Genomic DNA, 24,389 nt, shown 5'->3' with positions numbered 1-24,389 from the left:
CAATTCTTTCTGAAAAGTGTGGAAACAACCGATTTTCCGCCGCGGCGCGGGGCGGCGCCCCGCCCCGGGGCGACCCTCCGATGACGCGCACGTCAGAAATCTGGCGAAAAAAGCGTGAAAGTCGTTTCTGTCCGGCGGGAAAATGGGGCATAACGGTGGCGAGGCGCCGTCCCGCATTCCCGTGCCGCGGGTCCGCGCCCAGAAAAACAAGTCGTCGATCAAGGGGGACGCCGCATGCCCGACGTCCAGTCCAGTCCCGTGCGCGCGTCGTCGCGCAAAGCCATGGACGTCGTGATTCTTGCGGCGGACGTGGTGGGTTACACGCGGCTGATGGCCGATGACAAGGATCAGACCGTTGCCGACCTGGAAACGGCGCGCAACATCCTGACCTCCGCCGCGGTGGCCCATGGCGGGCGCATCGCGGACGTCACCGGCGACGCCGCCATCGCGGTGTTCGACACCTCGGTCGGCGCCGTGCTGGCCGCGCAGGCCGCGCAATCCGAGCTTTCCGAGATCGCCGCGCACCGGCCCGCGCACCGGCGGATGCTGATGCGGATGGGGATCCACGCGGGCGAGGTTCTCGAAACTCCCGACGGGGCCGTGTTCGGCGACGCGGTGAACATCGCCGCCCGGCTCGAAAGCCTCGCCCCCGAGGGCGGGATCGCGGTCTCGGCCGAGGTGCAGACCCGCGCCCAGGGCCGCGCCGGGCTGGTCTTCGACGACCAGGGCGAGTTCGACGTCAAGAATTTCGACCGCCCGATCCATGTCCACCTGGTCAGCCGCACCGGCGTGCGCCAGGGCCTCGAAAGCTCGCGCAAGGCCGAGCGGCGGCTGGTGAAGGGCAACCTGCCGGTGCGCCCGACCGACCTGGTGGGCCGCGCCCAGGCCCTGCGCGAGGTGAGCAGCCTGCTGCGGGCCGAGCGGATGGTGACCCTGTTCGGCATGGGCGGCATGGGCAAGACCTCCATGTCCATCGAGACCGGCCGCCGCGTCGCCCCCGATTACCCGGACGGGGTGTGGTTCGCCGACCTCGCCGCCGTCGACGACCCCGGCGCGGTCGCCCACGCGGTCGCCGGCGTGTTCCAGGTGGCGCAGGCGGCGGGCAAGGGCATCCTCGAAAGCCTCGAGGAGGCGCTGCGCGGCCAGCGGCTGCTGCTGATCCTCGACAATTGCGAACACGTGACCGAGGCGGCGGCGAAGCTGGCCGACGCGCTGCTGGCCGCCTGCCCGCGGCTGCGGATCATCGCCACCAGCCGCGAGGCGCTGTCCATCGGCGGCGAGCGGATCTGGCCCCTGCCCCCGCTGGAGACGGCGGGCAAGTCCGCCCCGGCGGCGGAGCTGTTCGTCGAGCGCGCCCGGGCCGTCGCCCCCGGCTTCCGCGCCGAGGCCTTCGCCCCCGAGATCACCGAGATCTGCCGCACCCTCGACGGCGTGCCGCTGGCCATCGAGCTGGCCGCCGCGCGCTGCCGCTCGATGACGCCGAAACAGATCCTCGCCCGGCTCGGCGAACGCTTCCGGCTGCTGACCGGCGGCTCGCGCGCCGTGCGCGCCCGGCACCAGACGCTGCTCGAGGCGGTGCAGTGGTCCTATGACCTGCTGACCGAGCCCGAGCGCCAGGTGCTCGACCGCGCCTCGGTCTTCGCCGGCGGCTTCACGCTCGAGGCCGCGGAGGCGGTCTGCGCGGGCGGCGACGTGGATGAATTCGACGTCTGCGACATCCTCGACAGCCTCGTGCGCAAGTCGCTGCTGACGGCGCAGCACGGCGGCGAGGCGGTGCGCTACGGGATGCTCGAGACGATCCGCGCCTTCTCGGGCGCGCGGCTGTCGCGCGGCTCGGACGAAACCCGCCTGCGCAAGGCCCACGGCGCCTTCTTCTCGGACCAGGCGGACGAGAATTTCGCCCTCTGGCGCAGCCCCGACCAGCATGTCGCCCATGCCTGGCTCGACGCCGAGATCAACAACCTGCGCAACGCCTTCCGCTGGGCGCAGGAGACGGGCGAGGTGGACATCGCCGCGCGCATCGCCTCCTCGGTCGGGGACATGGCGCGGTTCCGGCTGGTGGAGGAAGCCGCCAACTGGGCCGAGGACGTGGTGGAGGCCGCGCAGGCCGCGCGCCATCCGCGCACCGCGATCCTGCTGACCTGGTCGGCGAGCTCGGCCTGGGCCTTCCAGCGCTTCGACGACGCCAAGCGCTTCGGCGAGGCGGCGCTGGAGCTGCTGGACGACCCGCACTACGACGATTTCGTCTGGGCTTACGGCGACCTCGCCTTCGTGTCGATGTATGCGGGCGACGTGGACGGGGCGGTGGAGCTGCTGGCCCGCGGCGCGGCGCATCCGGCGGACCGGGTGGACCGCTTCATCATGGCCTTCCACCTCTATATCCTCGCCGCCACCGGCAAGGTCGAGGAGGCGCGGGCCATCGCCGACGACGTGGTGGCGAAGGTCGACGCCGCCGGGGTGCCGATGGCCATCGCCATCGCCCATGGCGGCAAGGGCGCGGCGCTGGAACCCGTCGACCCGCCCGCCGCGCTGGCGGCTTACGAGCACGCGGTGGAGGCGGCGCGCCGCTCGGGCGCCAAGTTCATGGAAACGCTGGTCGCCCCGCGCGCGGCGGCGCTTCAGGGGCGGATCGGCGATCCGGCCGAGGCGCTGCGCGGCGTCGCGCGGATGATCGAAAGCTTCGGCGAGGCGACCGACATCGCGTCGGTCTCGGCCTGGCGGATGACGCTGGCGGCGCTGTTCGCGCGGGTGGGCCTGAACCAGGCGGCGGCGACGCTGCACGGCTCGCTCTCGGGCGTGATCGACGAGGGCGGGATGGCGCCGGAATACCTCTCGGCGGTCGAGGGGGTGCGCCAGGCGCTCGGCGCGGCGGTGTTCGACGAGGCCGCCGCGCGCGGCGCCGCGATGGCGGTGTCCGAGGCGTCGGGCTATGCGACCGTGCAGGTGTCCCTCGCCCTCGCGGCGCTGGAGAACGCGGGCGCGGCGGCGGAATAACCCCCGCGGGCCGCGCAGGAAAAAGGCCGGGGCGGCTGCGCCCCGGCCTTTTGCATGTCCCGCGCTCAGGCGGCGATCTGGTCCTCGGGCGGCTCGGCCGCGCCGGTCATGTAGGCCACCGCGTCGGACATCGAGCACGCCCTGGGGTCGAGCACGCACAGCCGCCGCCCGAGCCGGTGGACATGGATCCGGTCCGCCACCTCGAACACGTGGGGCATGTTGTGGCTGATCAGGATGATCGGGATGCCGCGGGCGCGGACCTCCTGGATCAGCTCCAGCACCCGGCGGCTTTCCTTCACGCCCAGCGCGGCGGTCGGCTCGTCCAGGATCACCACGCGCGACCCGAAGGCGGCGGCGCGGGCCACGGCGACGCCCTGGCGCTGGCCGCCCGAGAGGGTCTCGACCGGCTGGTTGATGTTCTGGATGGTCATCAGCCCCAGCTCGGCCAGCTTCTCCTTCGCGAAGGCCTCCATCCGCGGGCGGTCGAGGCGGCGCAGCAGCTTGCCCAGCCCGTCCTGGCGCACCAGCTCGCGCCCCATGAACATGTTGTCGACGATGGACATGGCCGGGGACATGGCGAGGGTCTGGTAGACCGTCTCGATCCCCGCCTCGCGCGCGTCGTTGGGGCTGGCGAAGCGCACCGGGGCGCCGTCGAGCAGCACCTCGCCGCCATCCGGGACCACCGCGCCCGAAAGCGCCTTGATCAGGGTGGACTTGCCCGCGCCGTTGTCGCCGATCACCGCCAGGATTTCCCCCGGCATCAGGTCGAAATCGGAATTGTCGATGGCCGTGACCTTGCCGTAGCGCTTCACGAGGCCCTTGCCTTGAAGAACGGGTTTCATGCCGTCGCCTTTCTGATCCACTGGTCCACGGTCACCGCGCCGATGATCAGCGCGCCGATCAACAGGTACGTCCATTGCGGGTCGGCCCCGGACATCCGCAGCCCAAGCTCGAACACCCCCACGATCAGCGCGCCGAAGAACGCCCCGAGGATCGAGCCGCGCCCGCCGAAGAGCGAGATCCCCCCGATCACCACCGCGGTGATCGCCTGGATGTTGCCGATCACGCCCGTGGTGGCGGAAGGGGAGACGGAGCCGAAGCGCCCGATCATCACCCAGCCCGCCAGCGCGCAGATGAGACCGACGAGGATATAGACCGACATCAGCGTCCGGTGGACGTTCACCCCCGCCAGCTGCGCCGCCTCCGGGTCGTCGCCGACCGCGTAGACATGCCGCCCCCAGGGGGTCGAGCGCAGCGCGTAGGCCAGCACCAGCACGAGGACCAGCATCAGGATCACGCCCAGGGTGAAGGTCGCCCCGCCCATCTTGATCGTGGTCCCCAGCAGCTGGAGGAACGGCGCCTCGGCCTCGATCTCCTGCGCGCGCAGGGTCTCGTTGGCGGAATAGAGGTAGTTGGCCGCCAGCACGATCTGCCACATCCCGAGGGTGACGATGAAGGGCGGCAGCTTCACGCGGCTGACCAGCCAGCCGTTCATCGCGCCGATGGCCGCGCCCGCCGCCATGCCGCAGGCCACCGCGATGGGCGCCGGGATGCCGTATCGGAAGGTGAACTGCCCCATGATGACCGAGGTCAGCACCGCCACCGCCCCCACCGACAGGTCGATCCCCGCGGTCAGGATGATCAGCGACTGCGCCGCGGCCAGCACGCCGACGATCTGCACCTGCTGCAGGATCAGCGTCAGCGCGAAGGGCGAGAAGAACTTGGACCCCAGCAGGATCCCGAACACCGCCAGCGCCGCGATCAGCACGATCAGCGGCACCAGCGACGGGGTCGCGTGCAGGGCGTGGTGGAACCGGGCGAAGAGGCCCTTCCGGTCGTCCTCGAACTGCGCGAAGCCTTCCTCGCGCCGCGTCTTGACGACGTCTTCGTAACTGTCGGCGTTTGCGTTGCTCACGGCCGCGCTCCCTCTGGATTGCATGATCGCCGGTCGGCCCCCGCGGATGCGCCGCGGCGGCCGGGGCAGACCCGGCGCGTCGCTGCGCGTCCCGGGCCGGGCGCGCCGCGGCTCGGGCCTTCAGGCCCGCGGCGGCGCGCGGAGGGCGTGCGGGGGCCTCGCCCGCCCGAGGGGTCGGACCGCCCCGGCGCCGTGGGGCCGCGCCGGGGGATCCTTGCCTCCCCCGCGGGGGAGGCGGGCAGGACAGGGGGCGCCCCCCGTCCGGCGGTCGTCCAGGCGCGGGCGCGCCGCGCCTCAGCTCAGCCCCAGCAGAGCTTCGCGCCCTCGGCCGAGTCGATCGAGGGAACGCCCTCGGCGGGCTTGTCCGTCACCAGCGTCACGCCGGTGTCGAAGAAGTCCTTGCCCTCGGTCGCGCTCGGCTTCTCGCCCTTCGTGGCCCAGGCGTGGATCGCCTCGATCCCCTTCGAGGCCATCAGCAGCGGGTACTGCTGCGAGGTCGCGCCGATCACGCCCTCGGAGACGTTCTTCACGCCCGGGCAGCCGCCATCGACCGAGACGATCAGCACGTCGCCCTCGCGCCCGATGGATTTGAGCGCCTCGTAGGCGCCGGCGGCGGCGGGCTCGTTGATCGTGTAGACGACGTTGATGAAGGGGTCCTGCGCCAGCAGGTTCTCCATCGCCTTGCGGCCGCCCTCCTCGTTGCCCTGGGTCACGTCGTGGCCGACGATGCGCGGGTCATCCTCGTCGCCCCATTTGTTCGGGTCCTTCACGTCGATGCCGAAGCCGGACATGAAGCCCTGGTCGCGCAGCACGCCGACGGTGGGCTGGGAGACGTCGAGGTCGAGGAACGCGACCTTCGCGTCCTTGGCGGCGTCGCCGAGGGTGGCGGCGGCCCACTGCCCGATCAGCTCGCCCGCCCGGTAGTTGTCGGTGGCGAAGGTCATGTCGGCGGCGTCGATGGGGTCGAGCGGGGTGTCGAGGGCGATGACCAGGATGCCCGCCTCGCGCGCCTGCTGCACCACCGGCACGATGGCCGAGGTGTTGGAGGGCGTCAGCAGGATGCCCTTGGCGCCGTTGGCGATGCAGGTCTCGATGGCCGCGACCTGGGTCTCGTTATCGCCGTCGACCTTGCCCGCATAGGCGTTGAGGGTGATCCCCAGCTCTTCCGCCTTGGCGTTCGCGCCTTCGCGCATCTTCACGAAGAACGGGTTGGTGTCCGTCTTGGTGATGATGCAGGCCGAGATGTCCGCGGCGGACGCGGAGACGGCGGAAAAGGCCAGCGCGGCGGCGCTGAGCGCGAGAAGTTTCTTCATGGTGTCGTCCTCCCGGATCGGTGGCGCGGCGTTTACGAAACGGCGCGGCGCCGCGGGGTGTCCTCCGCCCCGCTCGCCCCTTATGGGGAACCAGATTCCCGCCCCGCGGTCAATATATAAATCCATTTGATATATTAAATAAGCCGGGGCAGGATGCCCCCGATCCGAGGAACGAGGGTGGACGTGATGGCGCTTGGGGAGTTGTCGGCGGGGATGAACCTGACCGGCGTGCGCGCGCACAATGAGCGGCTGGTGATGTCGCTGCTGCAGCGCGGCGGCGCCATGCCGGGGGCCGAGCTGGCGAAGCGCTCGGGCCTGTCGCCGCAGACCGTGTCCAACATCCTGCGGCGGCTCGAGGCCGAGGGGTTCCTGACCCGCGGCGCGCCGCAGCGCGGGCGCGTGGGCAAGCCCTCGGCCCCGATGGCGCTGGACCCGGACGGGGCGCTGGCCTTCGGGCTGAAGATCGGGCGGCGGTCCTCGGATCTCGCGGCCATCGACCTGCACGGGCGGCTGCTGGCCCGCCGCCAGCTGACCTATCCCTACCCGATGCCCGACGCGATCTTCGGCTTCCTCGAGGAAGGCGTGGCCGGGATGTCGGCGGACCTCACCCCCCGCCAGCGCGAGCGGATCTGCGGCATCGGCATCGGCGCCCCCTCCGAGATCTGGAACTGGACCGAGCAGCTCGGCGCCCCGCCCGAATTCGACGTGTGGCGCGAGACGCGGCTGGCCGAGCGGGTGGCGCGGTTCAGCGACCTTCCCGTCTTCGCCGAGAACGACGCCACCGCCGCCTGCCGCGCGGAACATGCCTTCGGGCGGGGACGGGAGTTCAACGATTACGCCTATGTCTTCATCGGCAGCTTCATCGGCGGCGGCGTGGTGATGAACGGCGCGGTGGTCGAGGGCGGGCGGCGCAATGCCGGGGCCTTCGGCAGCCTGCGCACCGGCGGCGCGGGGCCCGAGGCGCCGCTGATCGACACCGCCTCCCTGCACCTGCTGGAGGCCGCGGTGGCGGCGGCGGGTCGCGATCCCGGCGCGCTCTGGGCCCAGCCGCAGGACTGGTCGGACTTCACCCCGCTGCTCGCCCCCTGGATCGACCGCACGGCGGAAGAGCTGGCCCGCGCGGCCCGCAACATGTGCGCGGTGATCGATTTCGAGGCGGTGCTGATCGACGGCGCCTTCCCCGCCTCGGTGCGCGCGGCGCTGGTGGAGCGGACGCGGGCGCGGCTCGACGCGCTCGACCTGCGCGGCCTGGCCCGCCCGCGGATCGAGGAAGCCCGGATCGGCCATGACGCGCGGGCGCTCGGGGCCGCCTCGGCCCCCATCTTCAGCCAGTTTTTCCTGCGCTGAGGCGCGGGTCTTCCTGCGCCGAGGCGCGGGGGCCGCCCCCCGCTGACGCTGCGTTGACGCACGGGGCGCCCCGCGCCCGGCGCCTGCCGCAACGTCATCCATGGCTTGCGGCAGCGCGCCGGCGCGTCTTCGCCCGCGCGCCCCAATTCCTAATAAATGGTTAACGCGCCTCGGTAATTCGCGCTATCCCGCGGGCGCGAGATTGCCTTTGAGGCCGATTTTGGTTAAGAAATAGCGCCCGAATTTCACCGCGCCGCCGCATGGCGCGCCGGGCGCCCGCCGGTCGCCGTGACCCGACCGGCCCGGATTTCAGACCGCCCTTTCGCGCCGGAGAGTGCCGATGCTCACCTTTGATTCCCGCGCCGCCGACGACGCGACCGCCGTTTCAGCGGCCACCTCCGCGCCGACCGAGTTCATCGTGCGCCTGGCCGAGGGCGCCATGGGCACCGACGTGGTGGACGCCGCGCTCTCGGAGCTGCGCGCCGCGCTGGGGATCGAGCTGACCGGCCGGACGCAGAAGTTCGGCTTCCAGTTCTGGCGCGCGGAAGAGGGCCTGTCCGCCGACGCGCTCGCCGCCTTCCAGCACGAATGGTGGTATGGCGAGGTGGTCCAGTCGGTGGAATACATCCGCGAGGACGCCGCCATCCACGCCGCCGACCTCGTGCCCTCGGACGCGCGGTTCGACGAGCTCTGGGGCCTCGACAACACCGGCCAGACCGGCGGCACGGCGGATGCGGACATCGACGCCCCCGAGGCCTGGGACAGCCGCACCGGCGCAGGCGTGCTGGTGGCGGTGATCGACACCGGGGTCGACTACACCCATTCCGATCTCGACGGGAACATGTGGGTGAACACCGGCGAGATCGCGGGCAACGGGCGCGACGACGACGGCAACGGCTTCGTCGACGACGTCTACGGATACGACTTCGCCTATGACGACGGCGACCCGATGGACGTGCAGTCCCACGGCACCCATGTCGCCGGCACCATCGCGGCCGAGGCGGACGGGTCGGGCGTGGTCGGCGTCGCCTACAACGCGCGGATCATGGCGCTGAAGTTCCTCAACGACAGCGGCTCGGGCTCCACCTCGGACGCGATCCGGGCGGTGGAATACGCCGCCCTGATGGGCGCGCAGGTCGCCAACAACTCCTGGGGCGGGGGCGGCTACGACCAGTCGCTGGCCGACGCGATCGAGCTGGCCGGGCAGTCCGGCCTGGTGTTCGTCGCCGCGGCGGGCAATGACGGGACCAACAACGACAGCTCGCCGCATTACCCGTCGAACTACACCGCCTCGAACGTGATCTCGGTCGCCTCGACCGACCATGACGACCAGCGGTCCAGCTTCTCGAACTACGGCGCGACCACGGTGGACGTGGCCGCGCCCGGCTCGGACATCCTCTCCTCGGTGCCGGGGGGCGGGTATTCGTCCTTCTCGGGCACCTCGATGGCGACGCCGCACGTGTCGGGCATCGTGGCGCTGATGCTGGAGGAAGACCCGACCCTGACGCCCGCGCAGATCCGCGAGCGGCTGATCGCCACCTCGGACCCGGTGGCGGCGCTGGCGGGGGTGTCCGTCTCGGGCGGGCGGGTCAACGCCGCCGCGGCGCTGCAGCCGCCCGCGAACGGGACCATTTCGGGCGTGGTGTGGGAGGACGCGGACGGCGACGGGATCCGCGACGCGGGCGAGACGGCGCTGGACGGCGTGCGGGTGTTCTTCGATTCCAACATGAACGGCGTGCACGACGTGCTGGAGACCGAGACCTGGACCGACGCCGACGGCGTCTACCGGTTCGAGGAGGTCACACCCGGCCTGTACCGCGTCGCGCAGGACGTCCCCCCGGGCTACGTGCAGACCGCGCCGCTGCTGACCGAGGCCTATTCCGTGTCGGACAGCGACGACGCGGGCGGCCCGGTCTATGACTGGGTCGAGGTCTCCTGGTTCGGGACCAGCCACGCGCTGAGCGACGACACCGAGTTCACCCTGGCCCTGCCCGCGGACTTCGGGTTCGAGTTCTTCGGCCAGGCGCAGACCCATGTGCGGATCACCGACAACGGGTTGATGAGCTTCGACACCGCGGCCGACACCTTCGCGCTCGCCGACTACATGAATGCGCCGCTCGGGTCCCCCGACACGCTGCGCGCGCTGATCTCGCCGCTCTGGGACGATTTCGTCTCCTACAGCAGCGACCCGCGGATCTACACCTGGCACGACGTCGCGAACGACCGCGTCATCATCCAGTGGGACGACATCCAGCGCTATTACAACGACGGCTCGGCCACCTTCCAGGCGATCCTGGAAGGCGATGGCGACATCGTGTTCCAGTACAAGATGGTCGACGGGAACATCTCGCCCACCATCGGCATCGAATCCCCCGACGGCGCGACCGCGATCGAACTGGCCTATGACACGACCTACGCCCGCGACGGGCTGGCCGTGCGCTTCACGCCCGGCGACGGGCAGCCGACCTGGCACGAGGTGCAGGTCTCCAGCGGCCAGGCGGTCGAGGGGGTGGATTTCGGCAACCTCGCCACCTCGCGCCCGATGGCCGAGTTCGGGCGCATCGACGCGCTCTCCTCCACCCCGCAGACCATCGCGCTGTCGCACAGCTTCGAGAACCCGGTGGTGTTCCTGATGGTCAACAGCCGCAAGGGCGACTCCCCGGTCACGCCGCGGCTGCTGTCCGTCGGCGCCGACGCCTTCGAGGTGTTCCTGCAGGAGCCGAACCACCTCGACGGCGTGCATGCCGGGGAATCGGTGTCCTGGGCGGTGATGGAGGCCGGGTCCTGGCGGCTGCCCGACGGGCGCCTGCTGGAGGTCGGGACGACCCGGACCGACCTGCTGACCCCGCAGGGCTTCGAGGACGTCGCCCTCGCCACCCCGTTCGACGCGCCGCCGGTCGTGGTCGGCCAGGTCCAGACCTTCAACGGCGCCGATTTCGTGCAGACCCGCGTCGCCGGGACCACCGCCGCCGGCTTCCAGCTGTCGATGCAGGAGGAGGAGGCGAACAATCTCGGCATCCACGCCGAGGAGCAGGTCGGCTGGTTCGCCATCGAACCGGGCGCCGGCGACTGGGACGGGCTGCAGTTCGAGGCGTTCTCGGCCACCGCGCCGGAGGGCGGCGGCTCGGTGTTCTTCGACGACGCCTTCGCCGCGGCGCCGCTGCTGATCGGCGGGCTGGGCAGCTTCGCGGGCGCCGACCCGGCCGGGCTGCGCGCCGCCTTCGTCGGGCGCAACTCCGCCTCGGTGGTGATCGAGGAAGACACCAGCGCCGACGCCGAGACCGGGCACATCGCCGAGCTCGCCTCGCTGCTGGCCGTCTCCGGGTCGGGCGTGGTCTCGGCCGCGCCGATGCAGCCGCCGGTGATCGCCGGGCGGGTGTGGAACGACCTCGACCGCGACGGGTCCGGCGACACGGCCGAGCGGGGCCTCGACGGCTGGCTGATCTACGCCGATCTCGACGGCGACGGGGTGCATGACGGGGACGAGCCCTGGACGGTGACGGACGAGGACGGGATCTACCAGCTCTCGGGCCTCGGGGCCGGGACCTGGACGATCCGGGCCGAGACGCCGCTGGGCTGGGTGCAGACCTCGCCCTCCTCCTCGGGCGGCTACACCGTGCTGTCGGAGGGCGGCGCGGGCTTCTCCGAGGCGGTCTACAACTGGGTCGACATCGCGGGCGTCGGCACGGCGCTGTCCCATTCGGACGACAGCGGCGTGACCGTGTCCCTGCCCTTCGCCTTCGACTTCTACGGCGCGGCGCAGACCTCGGTCGTGGTCAGCTCCAACGGCTACCTGACCTTCGGCACCCTCGGCTCGACCTTCTCCAACACCGCGCTGCCGGACGCGGGCGGCCCGAACGAGCTGATCGCGCCGTTCTGGGACGACCTCAACCCGCTGCAGGGCGGCACGGTCTATCACTGGCACGACGCCGCGAACGAGCGGTTCATCGTGCAGTACGAGAACGTCGCCCTCTACAACGGCACCGGCACGGTCACCTTCCAGGCGATCCTCGAGGCCGACGGCGACATCGTGTTCCAGTACGAGGACATGAACGGCACGACCTCGGCCACCGTGGGGATCGAGAACGCCTCGGGGACCGGGGGCGTGCAGATCGCCTACAACACCCCCGTCGCGGACGGGACCGCCTGGCGCATCGCCAACGCCGTCGGCGGCCCGCTGGGCCAGGAGGTGACGCTGGACGACGAGGGCGCGGTCAACGGCATCGATTTCGGCACCTATTCGGACAGCAACGTGATGGCCGAGTACGGGCTGATCGACGCCGTCGGCACGGGCGAGCTGACGGTGACCCTGTCGAACCGCTACGTGAACCCGGTCGTGTTCGTCACCCCGATGACCGAGAACGGCGCCGACCCGGCCATCGTGCGCATCCTCGACACCACCGCCGGAAGCTTCACCGTGCGGGTGCAGGAGGCGAACTATCTCGACGGCCGGCACGCGGTCGAGCAGGTCAGCTACATGGTGTTCGAGGCCGGCAGCTGGCAGCTGGAGGACGGAACCCGCCTCGAGATCGGCGAGATCGACACCGCCCGCCTGACCTCGGCGGGCTACGAGAGCGTGGGCTTCGACGCCGGTTTCTCGGGGCGGCCCGCGGTGATCAGCCAGGTGCAGACCGACAACGGGGCCGATTTCGTGCAGACCCGCACCCGCGCCGTCGACGCGAACGGCTTCCAGGTGGCGATGCAGGAGGAAGAGGCCCTCAACGACGGCATCCACGCGGTGGAGACCATCGGCTACATGGCCATCGAGCAGGGATCGGGCCTGTGGGGCGGCGCGGCCTACGAGGCGTTCGTGACCGGGCTCGACTTCACCGACGTCGCCTCGGACCTCGCCTTCGCGAGCGGCTTCACCGGGGCGCCGCAGGTGCTGGCGGCCATCGACGGCGTGCAGGGGCCGGACCCGGCGGGGCTGCGCCGCGGCGCCATCGACGCGGACGGCGTGTCGCTGCGCGTGGCCGAGGACCGCAGCTTCGACGCCGAGATCGCCCATACCGCCGAGGCGGTGAGCTATTTCGCCATCGCCGGGTCGGGGGCGCTGAGCGCGGATCCCATCGCCTCGACCGGGATCGACGACCCGGTCAAGGACGCGGACCGCACCGCCCTCGAGCGGAGCCTGGCCGCGGACGCCTGGGCCGACGCCTGGGCGGAGGAGAGCGACGCGGCCGCGCTGCAGGCGCTGCGCGACGCGGGCGAGGCGGCCCGGGACGCGCCCCTCGACGCCGCGACGCTGGCGGCCGCGGCGGATCCGGCGCTGAACCCGTCGCTCCTCTCCCTCTGGGACGACGCGCTGCTGGGCTGAGGCGGCCCGCCCCGCCCGCGCCGCCGCCCGGCCCCGCACCCCCGCCCCCCCCCGGGCGCATTCGGACGCCGCCCCGGGGCGGCGTCCTTTCGTTTCGCCCGGCGGAACCGGGGCGCCCGGCAGGCCCGCGCGCCCTTGACACCCGGCCCGTCCCGCGCCCCAACTGCCCCGCGCGCGCCCGGGGGCTGTGGCGCCCCGCGGGGGGACGCCGCGCGCCGCCGGATCCCCGCGCGCCGACGGACAGCCCGACGCGCCAACGACGCCGGGCGCTGCATCCCAGGGAGGATCACATGGTTGCATTCGACAGACGCCGCGCGCTCGGCCTGATGGGCGCGGGCGTGGCCGCCGCCGCCGCCGGCGGCCTCGCCGCCCCGGCCATCGCGAAGAACCGCAAGGTCGTCGTGGGCGCGCTGCGCTTCACCTCGCACTCCGCCAGCTTCGTGGCGCTCGAGCGCGGGTATTTCGCCGAAGCGGGCCTCGACGTGGAGCTGAAATTCTTCCAGGCCGCCCAGCCGATGGCCGTGGCCATCGCCTCGCGCGACGTGGATTACGCGGTGACCGCGGTGTCGGGCGGGCTGATCTCGCTCGCGCAGAAGGGCGCGATCAAGGTGATCGGCGGCGCCCTGTCCGAGGAGCCGGGGATCGACGGGCAGAAGATCCTCGCCTCCAACGGGGCCTATGACGCGGGCCTGACCTCGGCCGCCGCGCTGGCGGACCGCAGCTTCGGCGTGACGCAGGCGGGCTCGTCCTTCCACTACATGGGCTCGAAGATCGGCGCCGCGGAAGGCGCGATGCCGAAATTCAAGCCGCTGCAGAAGGTCGGCGCGATCATCGGCGCGCTGAAGTCGAACCAGATCGACGCCTGGTCGATCGTGCCGCACATCGCCAAGCCGCTGGCCGGGGCCGGCGCGGTGAAGATCATCGGCAACGTCTCCGACTACCTGCCGCATTACCAGGTCACCACCACCTTCACCTCGGACGCCAACGCCGCGAACGAGGCCGGGATGACCGGCGACTTCATCGCCGCCTTCTCGAAGGGCGCGGCGGATTACAACGCCGCCATGGTGGACCGGACCGAGGGCGATGACGGCATGAACGCCATGGTCGACCTGGTCCACAAATACGTCTACACGGACCGCCCGCGCGAGAAGGCGGCCCCGTCGATCATCAACGGCTCGATGCGGATCAACGAGGGCGCGAAGCTGAACATGGCCTCGATCCGCGACCAGCTGGAGTGGTACCAGTCCGAGAAGCTGGTGGACGCCTCGGTCACGATGGAGGACCTGGTGAACGCCTCTTACGTCGAGACCTTCGAGGCCTGACCCGGCCCCGGCGGGGCGGGCCGCCGCGCCCGTCCCGCCGCCCCCTTCCCGCGCTTTCGCGCCGATCCGCGCGAAGGCGCCCCCTTGCGCACATCGCCGCGCGCCGCCGCCCCCGCTTTCGCTTCGGCGGCCGCGCGCAGGCGCACCACGAAGGACCCGCCGATGGACATCCGTCTCGACGGCGTCAGCCACCGCTATGGCGACCAGGAGGTCCTGCGGGACATCCGCCTGTCGATCCCCGCGGGCCAGATCCTCTGCCTCGTCGGCCCGTCGGGCTGCGGGAAATCCACCCTCCTGCGGATGATCGGCGGGCTGGAGCGCCCGGAGGCGGGCCGCGTGCTGACCGCCGGATCGCCGCCCGAGGGCTGCCTCAACCCGCTCACCTACATCTTCCAGGACTTCGCGCTGCTGCCCTGGCGGACGGTGCACGGGAACGTGTCGCTGGCCCTTGAAGACCACCGCCTGCCGAAAGCGCGGGCCGAGGCGATCATCGCCGACGTGCTCGCCCGCACCCGCCTGTCGGATTTCGCGAACGCCCTGCCCCGGCAGCTCTCGGGCGGGATGAAGCAGCGGGTGGCCATCGCCCGCGCGCTCGCCGTGAACCCCGCCGTGATGCTGATGGACGAGCCGCTCTCGGCGCTCGATTCCCAGACGCGGGAGCTTCTGATGGACGACCTCGTCGCCCTCTGGACCCGCCGCCCCTTCACCGCCGTGTACGTCACGCACAACCTGGCCGAGGCGGTGCGCCTCGGGCATCGCATCGTGGTCCTGTCGCGCCGTCCCGGGCAGGTGCGCGAGGTGGTGGAGATCGACCGCCCCCTGGCCGAGCGCCGCCACGACGACCCGGAGCTGGCCGCCGTGCAGGCGCGCCTCTGGGGCATCATGCGCGACGAGGCCCGCGCCGCGGACGAGGAGCTTCTGGATGTCTGACGCCGCCCCCATCAGCACCGGCGCCGCCCCCGCGCCCCAAGCCGCCCCCGGAACCGCCCCGGAAACGGAAGTCCGCTTCCGCGGCGGCGGTTTCGCCCCGGTGCGCCGCCGCTGGATCGGGCCGCTGGTCTTCGTCCTGCTCATCGCGCTGGTCGAGGCGGGGACGCAGGCGGGCTGGATCTCCGCCCTCACCCTGCCCAAGCCCTCGGACGTGCTGGGCACCTTCGTCGAGCTGTGGGAGACGGGGATGCTCTGGACCCATCTCGCGCCGTCCCTCACCCGCCTCGCGGTCGGCGCGGCGCTGGGGGTGTCGCTGGGCGTGTCCGTGGGGGTGCTGATCGGCCTCTTCTCCTATATCCGCTCCGGCCTCGTGCCGGTGGTGGCGGCGCTGTTCCCGGTGCCGAAGATCGCGCTGCTGCCGCTGTTCGTGATCTGGTTCGGCATCGACGAGGGCTCCAAATACGCGCTCATCGCCTTCGGCACCTTCACCCCCACCGTCGTCGCCACCTATGGCGCGGTGGACAACGTGGACCGCGGGCTGATCCGCATGGCGCAGAGCTTCGGCCTTTCCTGGCTGTCGATCGTGCGCAAGATCGTGCTGCCCGGCGCCATGCCGGGGATCCTCTCGGGGCTGCGCATCTCGCTCGCCATCGCGATCATCCTGCTGGTGGCGGCCGAGATGCTGGGCGCCGAGCACGGCATCGGCGCCTATATCCTCGAGGCCGGGTCGCTCTACGACCTCGAGCGGCTGTTCGCCGGCGTGGTGATCCTCTCGCTGCTCGGCGTTCTGACCAGCGCGGGAATCGGCGCGCTGGAGCGGCGGCTGCTGCGCTGGCGCGGCTGAGGCCGGGGCGCCGCCCTGCCCCCGCGGCAAGGCGACGCCCCTGGCGGGCGCTGCCGCAAGGGCGGCGCAACCGACACGCGAAATCACCAATAATTCAACGGGAAGGGGCGGCCCGGGGCCTCCCATTCCGCCGCCGCCCGGTGCATGCTTCGCGGCGGGAGGAACAGGCATGGGCGAAGACGCGCCGCTGGACGTGCTGATCGTCGGGGCCGGGCTGTCGGGCATCGGCTGCGGCGCCTGGCTGAACCGCAGGCTGCCGGGCAAGTCGTGGGAGATCATCGAGGCGCGCGGCGACCTCGGGGGCACCTGGGACCTGCACCGCTATCCCGGCATCCGCTCGGACAGCGACCTCTACACCTTCGGCTTCGACTTCAAGCCTTGGCGGTCCGACAAGGCCATCGCCGGGGCGGCGGAGATCATGGCCTATCTGCGCGAGGCGGCCGAGGAAGAGGGCGTCGCCCCCCGCATCCGCTATCGCCGCCGCCTGCTGCGCGCCGACTGGGACGGCGACGCCGCCCTCTGGACCGCGACGATCCGCGACGAGGAGACGGGCGCCGAGGAAACCCGCCGCGCCCGCTGGCTGTTCGGCGCGACGGGCTACTACGACTATGACACTCCCCACCGCCCCGATTTCCCGGGCGAGGCGGATTTCCCCGGCCCGATCATCCACCCGCAGCTCTGGCCCGAGGGGCTGGACGTGACCGGCAAGCGCATCGCCGTCATCGGCTCCGGCGCCACGGCGGTGACGCTGGTCCCGGCGCTGGCCCGCGACGCGGCGCATGTCACCCAGGTGCAGCGGACGCCGAGCTACATCCTGCCGATCCCGTCGCGCGACGCGAATGCCGAGCGGCTGAAGCGCCTCCTGCCCGCGGGCCTCGCGCATCGCCTCGCGCGGCGCAAGAACATCCTGCGCCAGCGCGTCGTCTACGCCCTGTGCCAGCGCTACCCGGAAACGGCGCGCAAGCTGATCCGCAAGATCAACGCCAAGATGCTCCCCGAGGGCTTCGACGTGGACGCCCATTTCAACCCGCCCTACGGGCCCTGGGACCAGCGCCTCTGCGCCGTGCCGGACGCGGATTTCTACAAGGCGATCGGGTCGGGGAAGGCGTCCATCGTCACCGGCCCCATCGCGCGGCTGACCGAAACCGGCATCGAGATGCAGGACGGGGCGCAGGTTCCCGCCGACCTCGTGATCGCCGCCACCGGGCTGCGGCTGCAGCTCTTCGGCGGCGCGACGCTCTCGGTGGACGGCGCGGCGGTCGACCCGGCGACGCGGCTGGTGTTCCGCGGCTCGATGCTGTCCGGCGTGCCGAACTTCGCCTTCGCCATCGGCTACACCAACTCAAGCTGGACGCTGAAGATCGGCCTCTTGTGCGAGCATTTCACCCGCCTGCTGGCCCGGATGGAGGAGGTCGGCGCCGCCGCCGCCATGCCCGTCGCGCCCGAAGGCGGCGAGACCCGCCCGCTGATGGATTTCGGCGCCGGCTATATCCAGCGGTCCCTCCACACCCTGCCCCGCCGCGGCGCCGCCGCGCCGTGGGAGATGAACCACAACTATTTCGCCGACGAGAAAGTCTTCCGCAGCGGCCCGATCGACGATCCGGCGCTGCGTTTCATTCCCGCCCGCACGGCCGCCGCCGCCCGGGCCCCCGCCGCACAGGAGACCGCCGCATGACCGAACAGATCGCAGAGCTTCCCGACGGCCGCCGCATCTGCTGGCGCGCCGAGGGCGAGGGGGCGCCGCTCCTCGCCATCATGGGGCTGGGGATGCACCTGACCGGCTGGCCGCCCGAACTGGTGGATGAACTCAAGGGCCGCGGCTTCCGGGTGATCATGTTCGACAACCGCGACGTGGGCCGGTCCTCGCGCATCGACACGCCGCCCCCGGGGAACCTCGAGATGCTGCTGGGGCGGGTGAAGCCGCACCACTACGACCTCTCGGACATGGCCGCCGACGCGGCGGCGCTGCTCGACCATCTCGGGATCGACGCGGCCCACGTGATGGGCATGTCGATGGGCGGGATGATCGCCCAGACCTTCGCCGCCCGGCATCCGGCGCGCACGCTGTCGCTGGCCTCGGTGTTCTCGACCACCGGGGCGAAGAAGGCGGGGCAGCCGACCTTCCGCGCCAAGCTCAAGCTGATGCGCCCGCCCGCGAAGACGCGGGAGGAGGCGGTGGAGCGGTATCTCGGGATGGTGCGCTTCATCGGCGGCAAGACCTGGGCGGTGGATGAAGGCCGCGCCGCGGAATACGCCGCCGGGGCCTGGGACCGGGGCGGCGAGAACCCGCATGAGGGCGTCGCGCGGCAGATCATGGCGATCCTGAAATCCGGCGACCGGACCGAGGAATTGCGCGCCATCACCGCCCCCACGGTGGTGATCCACGGCGACAAGGACCCGCTGGTGCAGCCCTCGGGCGGACATGCGACGGCGGCGGCGATCCCGGGGGCGGAGCTGGAGATCATCGAGGGCATGGGGCACGACCTCGCCATCGGGTTGTCGCCGCGGCTGGCCGAGCTGGTCGCGCGCAACGCCGCCCGCGCCCGCGCCGGGGCGCGGGACCCCGCCCACGCCGCGCAGTGACGGGACGCGCGGTGACGGGACGCGCGGGCAAGGCCGCCGGGCGCTTCGCGGGCAAGACCGCCGCGGTCACCGGCGCGGGGGACGGCATCGGCCGGGCCCTGGCGCTGGGGCTGGCCGCGCGCGGGGCCAAGGCGGTGGCGGTCAGCGACATCGACGGCGCCGCCGCCGAGGCCACCGCCGCGATGCTGCGCGCGGCTGGGGCCGAGGCCCACGCCGCCACGCTCGACGTCTCGGACGAAGCCGCCATGGGCGCCTGGGCCGAGGACGTGGCCGCACGGTTCGGGACCGTCCACCAGCTCTACAACAACGCCGGAATCGCCTCGGGCGCCTACCCGGTGCTGGACTGCCCCACCGCGGATTTCGACCGGGTGCTGCAGGTGAACCTCTGGGGCGTGATCCATGGCGCCCGCGCCTTCCTGCCGCTGCTGATCGACAGCGGCGACGGCGCGCTGGTCAATATCTCCAGCCTCAACGGGCTGATGGCGCAGTCCAACATGTCCGCCTATTGCACCTCCAAGTTCGGCGTGCGCGGCTTCACCGAGGCGGTGCGGGTGGAGATGCTGCTGGAAAAGAAGCCGGTGCAGGTCGTCGTCGTCCATCCCGGCGGCGTGCGCACCGGCATCGCCGACCGCGCGGCCGCGGAAGCCCGCCGCGCCCGCAACTTCACCCCAGAGGAGGAGGCCCTCGCCGAGGCCCGCCGCAAGGTCTATGTCGAGAAACTGCTGACCATGCCCCCGGACGTCGCTGCGGCCGAGATCCTCTCCGGCGTCGCCCGCGGCCGATCCCGCATCGTGGTGACGCGCAAGGCCCGCTCCCTCGACCGCATGATCCGCCTGGCGCCCGAACGCTACCCGGCGCTGATCGCCGACTGGATCCGCAAGACCTTCGGGGACTGAGGTGAGGGGGGGCCGCGAAAGGCAGGCGGGCCCTACAGCTCCGCCAGCCCCTTCCACACCAGCTGCACCGAGACGACCAGCAGCAGCGCCTGCACGATGCGCATGTAGCTCTCTGGGCTCAGCCGTTTCGTGACCTGGCGGCCGACCATGGTCCCCGCGATGGCCACCGCGCCCATCATCGCCAGCAGCCGCAGCGACGGGATCTCCATCACCCCCGCGGCCCAGTAGGCGGGCAGCTTCGACAGGTTCACCCCGGCGAAGACCAGCACCGCCGTGCCCGCGAATTGCAGGTTCGGCAGCCGCTGGGGGAGCACGAAGCTCTGGAACGGCGGGGCGCCGGAATGGGAGATGTAGCTGGTGATCCCCACCAGCACCCCCCAGAAGGCGCCGCGCGGCGCATCGAAGGGCCGCGCCTGCGTCCCCCCGCGGCGCAGCGCCCGCACCGCCGCCTGCGCGACCGAGGCGATGCCGATCCCGCCGCACAGCAGCGTGGTGAAGGCGACCGAGACATGGGGCGCCGCCAGCGTGGCGACGACCACCCCGAGCAGCGCCGCGGGCAGCAGCACCGCCACGTTGGGCCGCGAGAAATCGCGCCGGAACATCCACAGCGCGGCCATGTCCGAGACGATGAAGATCGGCAGCAGCAGCGCCGCCGCCCGCAGCGGATCGACCCAGAGCGCGAGGAACGGCGCCGCCAGCGACCCGGCCGAGGCGAGTCCGCCCTTGGACAGCCCCACCACGAAGGCGGCGAGCAGGAAGATCAGGTCAAGCTGGCTGAGCAAGGGGCGACGTCCTCTGGGCGGCGGGGGCGGGCGGAAGGGGGCGCCCCCCGCAGCAAGACCACCGAACGCCCCGGCGCGCAACCGCGGCGGCGGCGCGAGGGCCGCGGGCGAAATCGCCTTGGCCGCTTGCGGCAGGCGCCGCGGCTCGGCCCCGCGGGCGGCGCGGGGACCGGCGCGGGCCCCGCGCGGGGCCGCCCGGAGGGGCCGCCCGCGGGGGCCTGAAAATGTGCGCCGCCGCCCCTCGGCCCGGGACGGCGGCGCCGCGCAAGGCCCGGGAACGGCCCGGCCCGCGCATCCCCCGGCGCCCCGTCGCGGGGCGGCGGATCAGACCTCTTCGGGGACCGAGAGGTCGGCCACGTCGCCCTCGACATGGAGCGTCGCGCCGGTGACGGCCTGCAGCTCGTCGAAGGACAGCTGCGGCAGCTTCTCGCGCAGCACGAAGCGCCCGCCCTCGACGTCCACCACCGCGAGCGAGGTGTAGACCCGGGTCACGCAGCCCACGCCGGTCAGCGGCATGGAGCATTCGGCCACCAGCTTCGGGTCGCCCTTCCTCGTGACGTGATCGGTCACCACCGCGACGCGCCTGGCGCCGTGCACCAGGTCCATCGCGCCGCCGACGGCCGGGATGCCGCCCTTGCCGGTGGACCAGTTCGCAAGGTCCCCGTTCTGCGCCACCTGGAAGGCCCCGAGGACCGCCAGGTCCAGGTGCCCGCCGCGCACCATCCCGAAGCTGTCGGCATGGTGGAAGAAGCTCGCGCCCGGGTTCAGCGTGATCGCCTTCTTGCCGGCGTTGATCAGGTCCCAGTCCTCCTCGCCCGGCGCCGGGGCCGGACCGAAATCGAGGATGCCGTTCTCGGTGTGGAACACCGCCTTGCGGCCCGGGGGCTGGTAGCGGGCGATCATCTCGGGAAAGCCGATCCCGAGGTTCACATAGGCGCCGTCGGCGATGTCCTGCGCCGCGCGCCAGGCGATGCGGGCGTTGGAAAGCTGGATCGTGTCGAGCTGGGTCACGGGTACACGGCCTCCGCCTGGTTCAGGGCCTCTTCCTGCTGCGCATCGGGCACATGGACCAGCGCGTCGACGAAGATGCCGGGGGTGACGACATGCTCGGGGTCGATGCCGCCGAGGGGCGCCGCGGTCGAGACCTGCGCGATGCTGTACGCCGCCGCCGCCGCCATCAGCGGGTTGAAGTTCCGCGCCGCCATCCGGTAGGTCAGGTTGCCGTGCGGGTCCCCGGCCTCGGCCTTGATCAGCGCGAAATCCGCCTTCAGCCAGCGTTCCTGCACGTAGTGCTTGCCGTCGAACTCGGCGACCGGCTTGCCGACGGCCAGCTCGGTGCCGTAGCTCGCAGGCGTGTAGAAGGCCGGGATCCCGGCGCCCGCGGCGCGCATCCGCTCCGACAGCGTGCCCTGGGGGATCACCTCCAGCTCCAGCTTGCCCGCGGCATAGGCCTCGTTGAACGCCACCGGGTCCTTGGACCGGGGGAAGGAGCAGATCAGCTTGCGCACCCGCCCCTGTTCGATCAGCGCGGCGAGGCCGACATGCCCGTTCCCGGCATTGTTGTTGATGACCGTCAGGTCCTTCGCGCCCTGGTCGATCAGCGCGTGGATCAGCTCGATGGGCGAGCCGGAGCCGCCGAAGCCGCCGATCATCACCGTCGCGCCGTCGGGGATCGCGCTCACGGCCTCGGCCGCCGTGGCGATGCGCTTGTCCATGCGTTTCTCCCTCCTGATGTTTCGGTCAGGAATATGGGGGCGGCGCGGGCGCGGGAAAGCGGTTTCGGTCGCATGTCGACATTTGTTCGCGATGCGGATAGCGATGGTCGCATGGCGACCGAAACGCGCGACTACGTGGCCTCGCTGGCCAAGGGATTGCGGGTGCTGGCGGCCTTCGGGGCCGAGCATCCGAGGCTGTCGGCCTCCGCCGCCGCCGCGCGCGCGGGGCTGGACCGGGCGTCGGCGCGCCGATCCCTGCTGACCCTCGTGGCCGAGGGCTACGCCGAGTTCGACGGCAAGTTCTTCACCCTGACCCCGCGGGCGCTGCGCCTCGGCATGGGCGCGCTGGCGGCGCTGCCGCTTCCGGCGGTGGTGCAGCCCTGGCTCGACCAGCTGGCCGAACGGATCGGGCAGAGCTGTTCGGTGGCGATCCTGGACGAGGGGGAGATCGTCTACCTGGCCCGCGCAGCGCAGAAGCGGGTGATGTCGATCGGGCTGATGCCCGGCTCGCGCCTTCCGGCGCATTGCACCTCGATGGGCCGGGTGCTGCTGGCGGCCCTGCCCGAGGCCGAGGCGCGGGCGGCGGTGGAGGGCTCGGACCTCTCGCCGCGCACCCCGTTCAGCGTGACGGACCCCGAGGAGGTGATGGCCCGGATCGCGGCCGCCCGCCGCGACGGGCACGCGCTGATCGACCAGGAGATCGAGCTGGGGCTGCGCTCGCTCGCCGTGCCGGTGCTGGACGGGCGCGGGCGGGTCGTGGCGGCGCTGAATACCGGGATGGCGGCGACGGCGGAGCGGGCCGAGACGTTGCTGGAGGCCTACCTGCCCGAGCTGACGCGGGTGCAGGCGGGGCTGCGCCGGGTGCTGTAAGGGGGCCGCCCGCCCCTCTCCTTGGGGGGGAGGGTCGGAGGCGGCCCCGCTGGCGTCAGTCGGCCACGATGAAGGCGTTCGGGCCGTCCATCTGCACCAGGATCAGGCAGTCGCCCGGGCCGCGGCAGCGGTCGCCGTGGTTCTCCAGCTTCGGCTGGAAGGCGTAGGAGCCGGGGGTGACGATGCGCTCGGTCCCGTCGGTCTCGGTATGCACCCAGGTCCCCTGGATCGCGACGGCGTTGTAGTTCGCCGTGTGGTGGTGCAGCGGCGCGGCGGCCCCCGCCTCGATCTTCACGATCATCGCGAAGGGCCCGGTCGCCCAGTCGCCCCAGAGCAGCCCGAACGAGATGCCGGGCGCGCCCTCGGCGAACTCGATGTCGTCGAAGGCGGTGAAATCGTCGGCCAGGGCCGGGGCTGCGCCGAGGCCGGACAGGGCCCCGACGAGCCCCAGGGCGGCGGCGGCGCCGGCGGATTTCAGGCGGGCGGTCATTTTCAGGCGGGCGGTCATCGGGTCTCTCTCCTGTGCGCGAACGGCGGCGTCGGGCCGGGCGGCCGACGGGAAAACCGCCGTTTCGGTGTTTCAGGAGTTACGGCGCCGAAAATAACCAGTCAATTATCGTTACAAAGGTTATCACGCACTTGGGAAAGGAGATGCCGCTGGCGTGAGGGGTAACTTGCCCGAAGCCCTTTCTCCGGTTATGCCCGCAGGGCGGCGCGCCCCGGCGCCGACCGGAGCGGGAGACGCGCCCATGACCGACGACACCCGCAGCGCCGGCGCGCCCCGCCCCGATCCGTTCCTGGTCGCGGATCACCCGGCGCTCGACTTCCTCAACAGCGTGGCCGCGCCCTGGGGCGAGGAGATCGAGTGGATCGAGACCGGCGCCGATCTGACGGCCTGGATGGTCGCGGCCGGGCTGCTTTCGCGCGAGGAGGCGGAGGGCCTGCCCGCGGGTCCCGCGCTCGACGCCGTGGCGGCGGCGGCGCGGGGGCTGCGCGACTGGTTCCGCGGCTTCGTCGCCGCCCATGCCGGGCGCGGGCTGGACGCGGAGGCGGCCGCGGCGCTCGGCCCGTTGAACGAGATCCTGGCCCGCGACGCCGCGTTCCAGTCCATCGTGCCCGCCGAGGAGGACGCCGCCCGCCCCGGCGCGCCGAGCTGGCTGCGGATGCGGCGCTGGCGCGGGCCGGACGACCTGCTTCTGCCGATCGCCGAGGCGATGGGCGAGTTGATCTGCGACGCGGATTTCAAGCTGGTGAAGAACTGCGAGGGGCCGAGCTGCACGCTGTGGTTCCTCGACACCACCCGCAATCACAAGCGGCGCTGGTGCACGATGGCGGTCTGCGGCAACCGCGCCAAGGCGGCGGCCTTCCGGGCGCGCAGGGGCAAGGCGGGCTGAGGGCGCGCCCCCACGCGCCGCGGGTCGGAGCCTGGCGCCCGCCGCGCCCCGGCGCGGCGCGGGCGGGCGAGCGGGGGCCTTGCGCCCCCCGAGACCGCCCGCCCCCGGGGGGGGGGGCGCGGTGGCGGTGGCCGCCGCCGGGCGCGGCGGGTTCCCGGGCGCCGCGG

Annotated in this window: 18 protein-coding genes; 11 read left to right on the top strand and 7 right to left on the bottom strand. The window is 72.1% G+C overall.

Annotated elements, in window-relative coordinates; genetic code table 11:
- Nucleotides 1-234 precede the first annotated feature (234 nt).
- The gene (locus ACQ5SO_RS00090) at nucleotides 235-2,994 is read left to right on the top strand and encodes an ATP-binding protein (protein WP_430939521.1); all 2,760 of its coding nucleotides are present in this window, start codon (nucleotides 235-237) and stop codon (nucleotides 2,992-2,994) included.
- Between the two features lie 65 nt (nucleotides 2,995-3,059).
- On the opposite strand, the gene ACQ5SO_RS00085 is transcribed toward ACQ5SO_RS00090, so the two are convergent.
- The 3 genes from ACQ5SO_RS00085 to ACQ5SO_RS00075 form a co-directional block, all read right to left on the bottom strand.
- Complete coding sequence (locus ACQ5SO_RS00085; RefSeq protein WP_430939520.1) at nucleotides 3,060-3,836, bottom strand: ATP-binding cassette domain-containing protein; 777 nt, start codon at nucleotides 3,834-3,836, stop codon at nucleotides 3,060-3,062.
- Nucleotides 3,833-4,909, bottom strand: coding sequence for an ABC transporter permease (locus tag ACQ5SO_RS00080; RefSeq protein WP_430939519.1), 1,077 nt, complete (start codon nucleotides 4,907-4,909; stop codon nucleotides 3,833-3,835). Before ACQ5SO_RS00080 ends, ACQ5SO_RS00085 begins: the two co-directional genes overlap by 4 nt.
- Before the next feature lie 299 nt (nucleotides 4,910-5,208).
- Nucleotides 5,209-6,222: a sugar ABC transporter substrate-binding protein gene (locus ACQ5SO_RS00075; RefSeq protein WP_430939518.1), complete on the bottom strand. Its 1,014-nt coding sequence runs from the start codon at nucleotides 6,220-6,222 to the stop codon at nucleotides 5,209-5,211.
- Between the two features lie 186 nt (nucleotides 6,223-6,408).
- Here ACQ5SO_RS00075 and ACQ5SO_RS00070 point away from each other — a divergent pair, with 186 nt between their 5' ends.
- From ACQ5SO_RS00070 to ACQ5SO_RS00035, 8 genes are all read left to right on the top strand, one after another.
- Nucleotides 6,409-7,569 carry an ROK family transcriptional regulator gene (locus ACQ5SO_RS00070; protein WP_430939720.1) on the top strand — a complete coding sequence of 387 codons (1,161 nt, stop codon included), beginning with the start codon at nucleotides 6,409-6,411 and terminating at the stop codon, nucleotides 7,567-7,569.
- Nucleotides 7,570-7,909: 340 nt separating this feature from the next.
- On the top strand, nucleotides 7,910-12,886 hold the full coding sequence (locus tag ACQ5SO_RS00065; RefSeq protein ID WP_430939517.1) for a S8 family serine peptidase: 4,977 nt from the start codon (nucleotides 7,910-7,912) through the stop codon (nucleotides 12,884-12,886).
- Between the two features lie 290 nt (nucleotides 12,887-13,176).
- Nucleotides 13,177-14,208, top strand: coding sequence for an ABC transporter substrate-binding protein (locus tag ACQ5SO_RS00060; protein WP_430939516.1), 1,032 nt, complete (start codon nucleotides 13,177-13,179; stop codon nucleotides 14,206-14,208).
- Nucleotides 14,209-14,370: 162 nt separating this feature from the next.
- Nucleotides 14,371-15,138: an ABC transporter ATP-binding protein gene (locus tag ACQ5SO_RS00055; RefSeq protein WP_430939515.1), complete on the top strand. Its 768-nt coding sequence runs from the start codon at nucleotides 14,371-14,373 to the stop codon at nucleotides 15,136-15,138.
- A complete protein-coding gene (locus ACQ5SO_RS00050) occupies nucleotides 15,131-15,982 on the top strand; it encodes an ABC transporter permease (protein ID WP_430939514.1) in 852 nt (283 codons plus the stop codon). The genes ACQ5SO_RS00055 and ACQ5SO_RS00050 overlap by 8 nt, the downstream gene beginning before the upstream one ends.
- 169 nt (nucleotides 15,983-16,151) lie before the next feature.
- Nucleotides 16,152-17,657, top strand: coding sequence for a flavin-containing monooxygenase (locus tag ACQ5SO_RS00045; protein WP_430939513.1), 1,506 nt, complete (start codon nucleotides 16,152-16,154; stop codon nucleotides 17,655-17,657).
- Nucleotides 17,654-18,565: an alpha/beta fold hydrolase gene (locus ACQ5SO_RS00040; RefSeq protein WP_430939512.1), complete on the top strand. Its 912-nt coding sequence runs from the start codon at nucleotides 17,654-17,656 to the stop codon at nucleotides 18,563-18,565. Before ACQ5SO_RS00045 ends, ACQ5SO_RS00040 begins: the two co-directional genes overlap by 4 nt.
- 11 nt (nucleotides 18,566-18,576) lie before the next feature.
- Entirely contained in the window at nucleotides 18,577-19,461 is an 885-nt protein-coding gene (locus ACQ5SO_RS00035) for an SDR family NAD(P)-dependent oxidoreductase (RefSeq protein WP_430939511.1), read from the top strand.
- Between the two features lie 32 nt (nucleotides 19,462-19,493).
- Here the strand turns inward: ACQ5SO_RS00035 and ACQ5SO_RS00030 are convergent, their stop codons facing one another.
- The 3 genes from ACQ5SO_RS00030 to ACQ5SO_RS00020 all read right to left on the bottom strand — a co-directional run bounded on the left by ACQ5SO_RS00030 (nucleotide 19,494) and on the right by ACQ5SO_RS00020 (nucleotide 21,958).
- Nucleotides 19,494-20,243 carry a sulfite exporter TauE/SafE family protein gene (locus tag ACQ5SO_RS00030; RefSeq protein ID WP_430939510.1) on the bottom strand — a complete coding sequence of 250 codons (750 nt, stop codon included), beginning with the start codon at nucleotides 20,241-20,243 and terminating at the stop codon, nucleotides 19,494-19,496.
- Nucleotides 20,244-20,567: 324 nt separating this feature from the next.
- Nucleotides 20,568-21,254 carry a 3-oxoacid CoA-transferase subunit B gene (locus ACQ5SO_RS00025; protein ID WP_430939509.1) on the bottom strand — a complete coding sequence of 229 codons (687 nt, stop codon included), beginning with the start codon at nucleotides 21,252-21,254 and terminating at the stop codon, nucleotides 20,568-20,570.
- Nucleotides 21,251-21,958, bottom strand: coding sequence for a 3-oxoacid CoA-transferase subunit A (locus tag ACQ5SO_RS00020; RefSeq protein ID WP_430939508.1), 708 nt, complete (start codon nucleotides 21,956-21,958; stop codon nucleotides 21,251-21,253). Before ACQ5SO_RS00020 ends, ACQ5SO_RS00025 begins: the two co-directional genes overlap by 4 nt.
- A gap of 111 nt (nucleotides 21,959-22,069) precedes the next feature.
- Between ACQ5SO_RS00020 and ACQ5SO_RS00015 the strand changes: the two genes are divergently transcribed.
- On the top strand, nucleotides 22,070-22,828 hold the full coding sequence (locus tag ACQ5SO_RS00015) for an IclR family transcriptional regulator domain-containing protein (RefSeq protein WP_430939507.1): 759 nt from the start codon (nucleotides 22,070-22,072) through the stop codon (nucleotides 22,826-22,828).
- A 55-nt stretch (nucleotides 22,829-22,883) separates the two neighbouring features.
- Here ACQ5SO_RS00015 and ACQ5SO_RS00010 read toward each other — a convergent pair whose 3' ends face one another.
- Complete coding sequence (locus tag ACQ5SO_RS00010) at nucleotides 22,884-23,336, bottom strand: cupin domain-containing protein (RefSeq protein ID WP_430939506.1); 453 nt, start codon at nucleotides 23,334-23,336, stop codon at nucleotides 22,884-22,886.
- 241 nt (nucleotides 23,337-23,577) lie between these two features.
- On the opposite strand from ACQ5SO_RS00010, the gene ACQ5SO_RS00005 reads away from it, so the two are divergent.
- The gene (locus ACQ5SO_RS00005) at nucleotides 23,578-24,222 is read left to right on the top strand and encodes a CGNR zinc finger domain-containing protein (protein WP_430939505.1); all 645 of its coding nucleotides are present in this window, start codon (nucleotides 23,578-23,580) and stop codon (nucleotides 24,220-24,222) included.
- The last annotated feature ends 167 nt before the right edge of the window (nucleotides 24,223-24,389 follow it).

This window comes from Rhodovulum sp. DZ06 (assembly GCF_050586345.1).
Lineage (GTDB): Bacteria > Pseudomonadota > Alphaproteobacteria > Rhodobacterales > Rhodobacteraceae > JBOCEF01.
The sequence above is the reverse complement of the archived record's forward strand: the minus strand, read 5'-3'. Positions and strand labels throughout refer to the sequence as shown.

Coding starts and splice junctions, on each gene's coding strand:
- ACQ5SO_RS00020 (WP_430939508.1), bottom strand. CDS start 21,958: ATGGACAAGCGCATCGCCACGGCGGCCGAGGCCGTGAGCGCGATCCCC.
- ACQ5SO_RS00045 (WP_430939513.1), top strand. CDS start 16,152: ATGGGCGAAGACGCGCCGCTGGACGTGCTGATCGTCGGGGCCGGGCTG.
- ACQ5SO_RS00075 (WP_430939518.1), bottom strand. CDS start 6,222: ATGAAGAAACTTCTCGCGCTCAGCGCCGCCGCGCTGGCCTTTTCCGCC.
- ACQ5SO_RS00090 (WP_430939521.1), top strand. CDS start 235: ATGCCCGACGTCCAGTCCAGTCCCGTGCGCGCGTCGTCGCGCAAAGCC.
- ACQ5SO_RS00015 (WP_430939507.1), top strand. CDS start 22,070: ATGGCGACCGAAACGCGCGACTACGTGGCCTCGCTGGCCAAGGGATTG.
- ACQ5SO_RS00005 (WP_430939505.1), top strand. CDS start 23,578: ATGACCGACGACACCCGCAGCGCCGGCGCGCCCCGCCCCGATCCGTTC.
- ACQ5SO_RS00065 (WP_430939517.1), top strand. CDS start 7,910: ATGCTCACCTTTGATTCCCGCGCCGCCGACGACGCGACCGCCGTTTCA.
- ACQ5SO_RS00055 (WP_430939515.1), top strand. CDS start 14,371: ATGGACATCCGTCTCGACGGCGTCAGCCACCGCTATGGCGACCAGGAG.
- ACQ5SO_RS00040 (WP_430939512.1), top strand. CDS start 17,654: ATGACCGAACAGATCGCAGAGCTTCCCGACGGCCGCCGCATCTGCTGG.
- ACQ5SO_RS00060 (WP_430939516.1), top strand. CDS start 13,177: ATGGTTGCATTCGACAGACGCCGCGCGCTCGGCCTGATGGGCGCGGGC.
- ACQ5SO_RS00010 (WP_430939506.1), bottom strand. CDS start 23,336: ATGACCGCCCGCCTGAAAATGACCGCCCGCCTGAAATCCGCCGGCGCC.
- ACQ5SO_RS00085 (WP_430939520.1), bottom strand. CDS start 3,836: ATGAAACCCGTTCTTCAAGGCAAGGGCCTCGTGAAGCGCTACGGCAAG.
- ACQ5SO_RS00050 (WP_430939514.1), top strand. CDS start 15,131: ATGTCTGACGCCGCCCCCATCAGCACCGGCGCCGCCCCCGCGCCCCAA.
- ACQ5SO_RS00070 (WP_430939720.1), top strand. CDS start 6,409: ATGGCGCTTGGGGAGTTGTCGGCGGGGATGAACCTGACCGGCGTGCGC.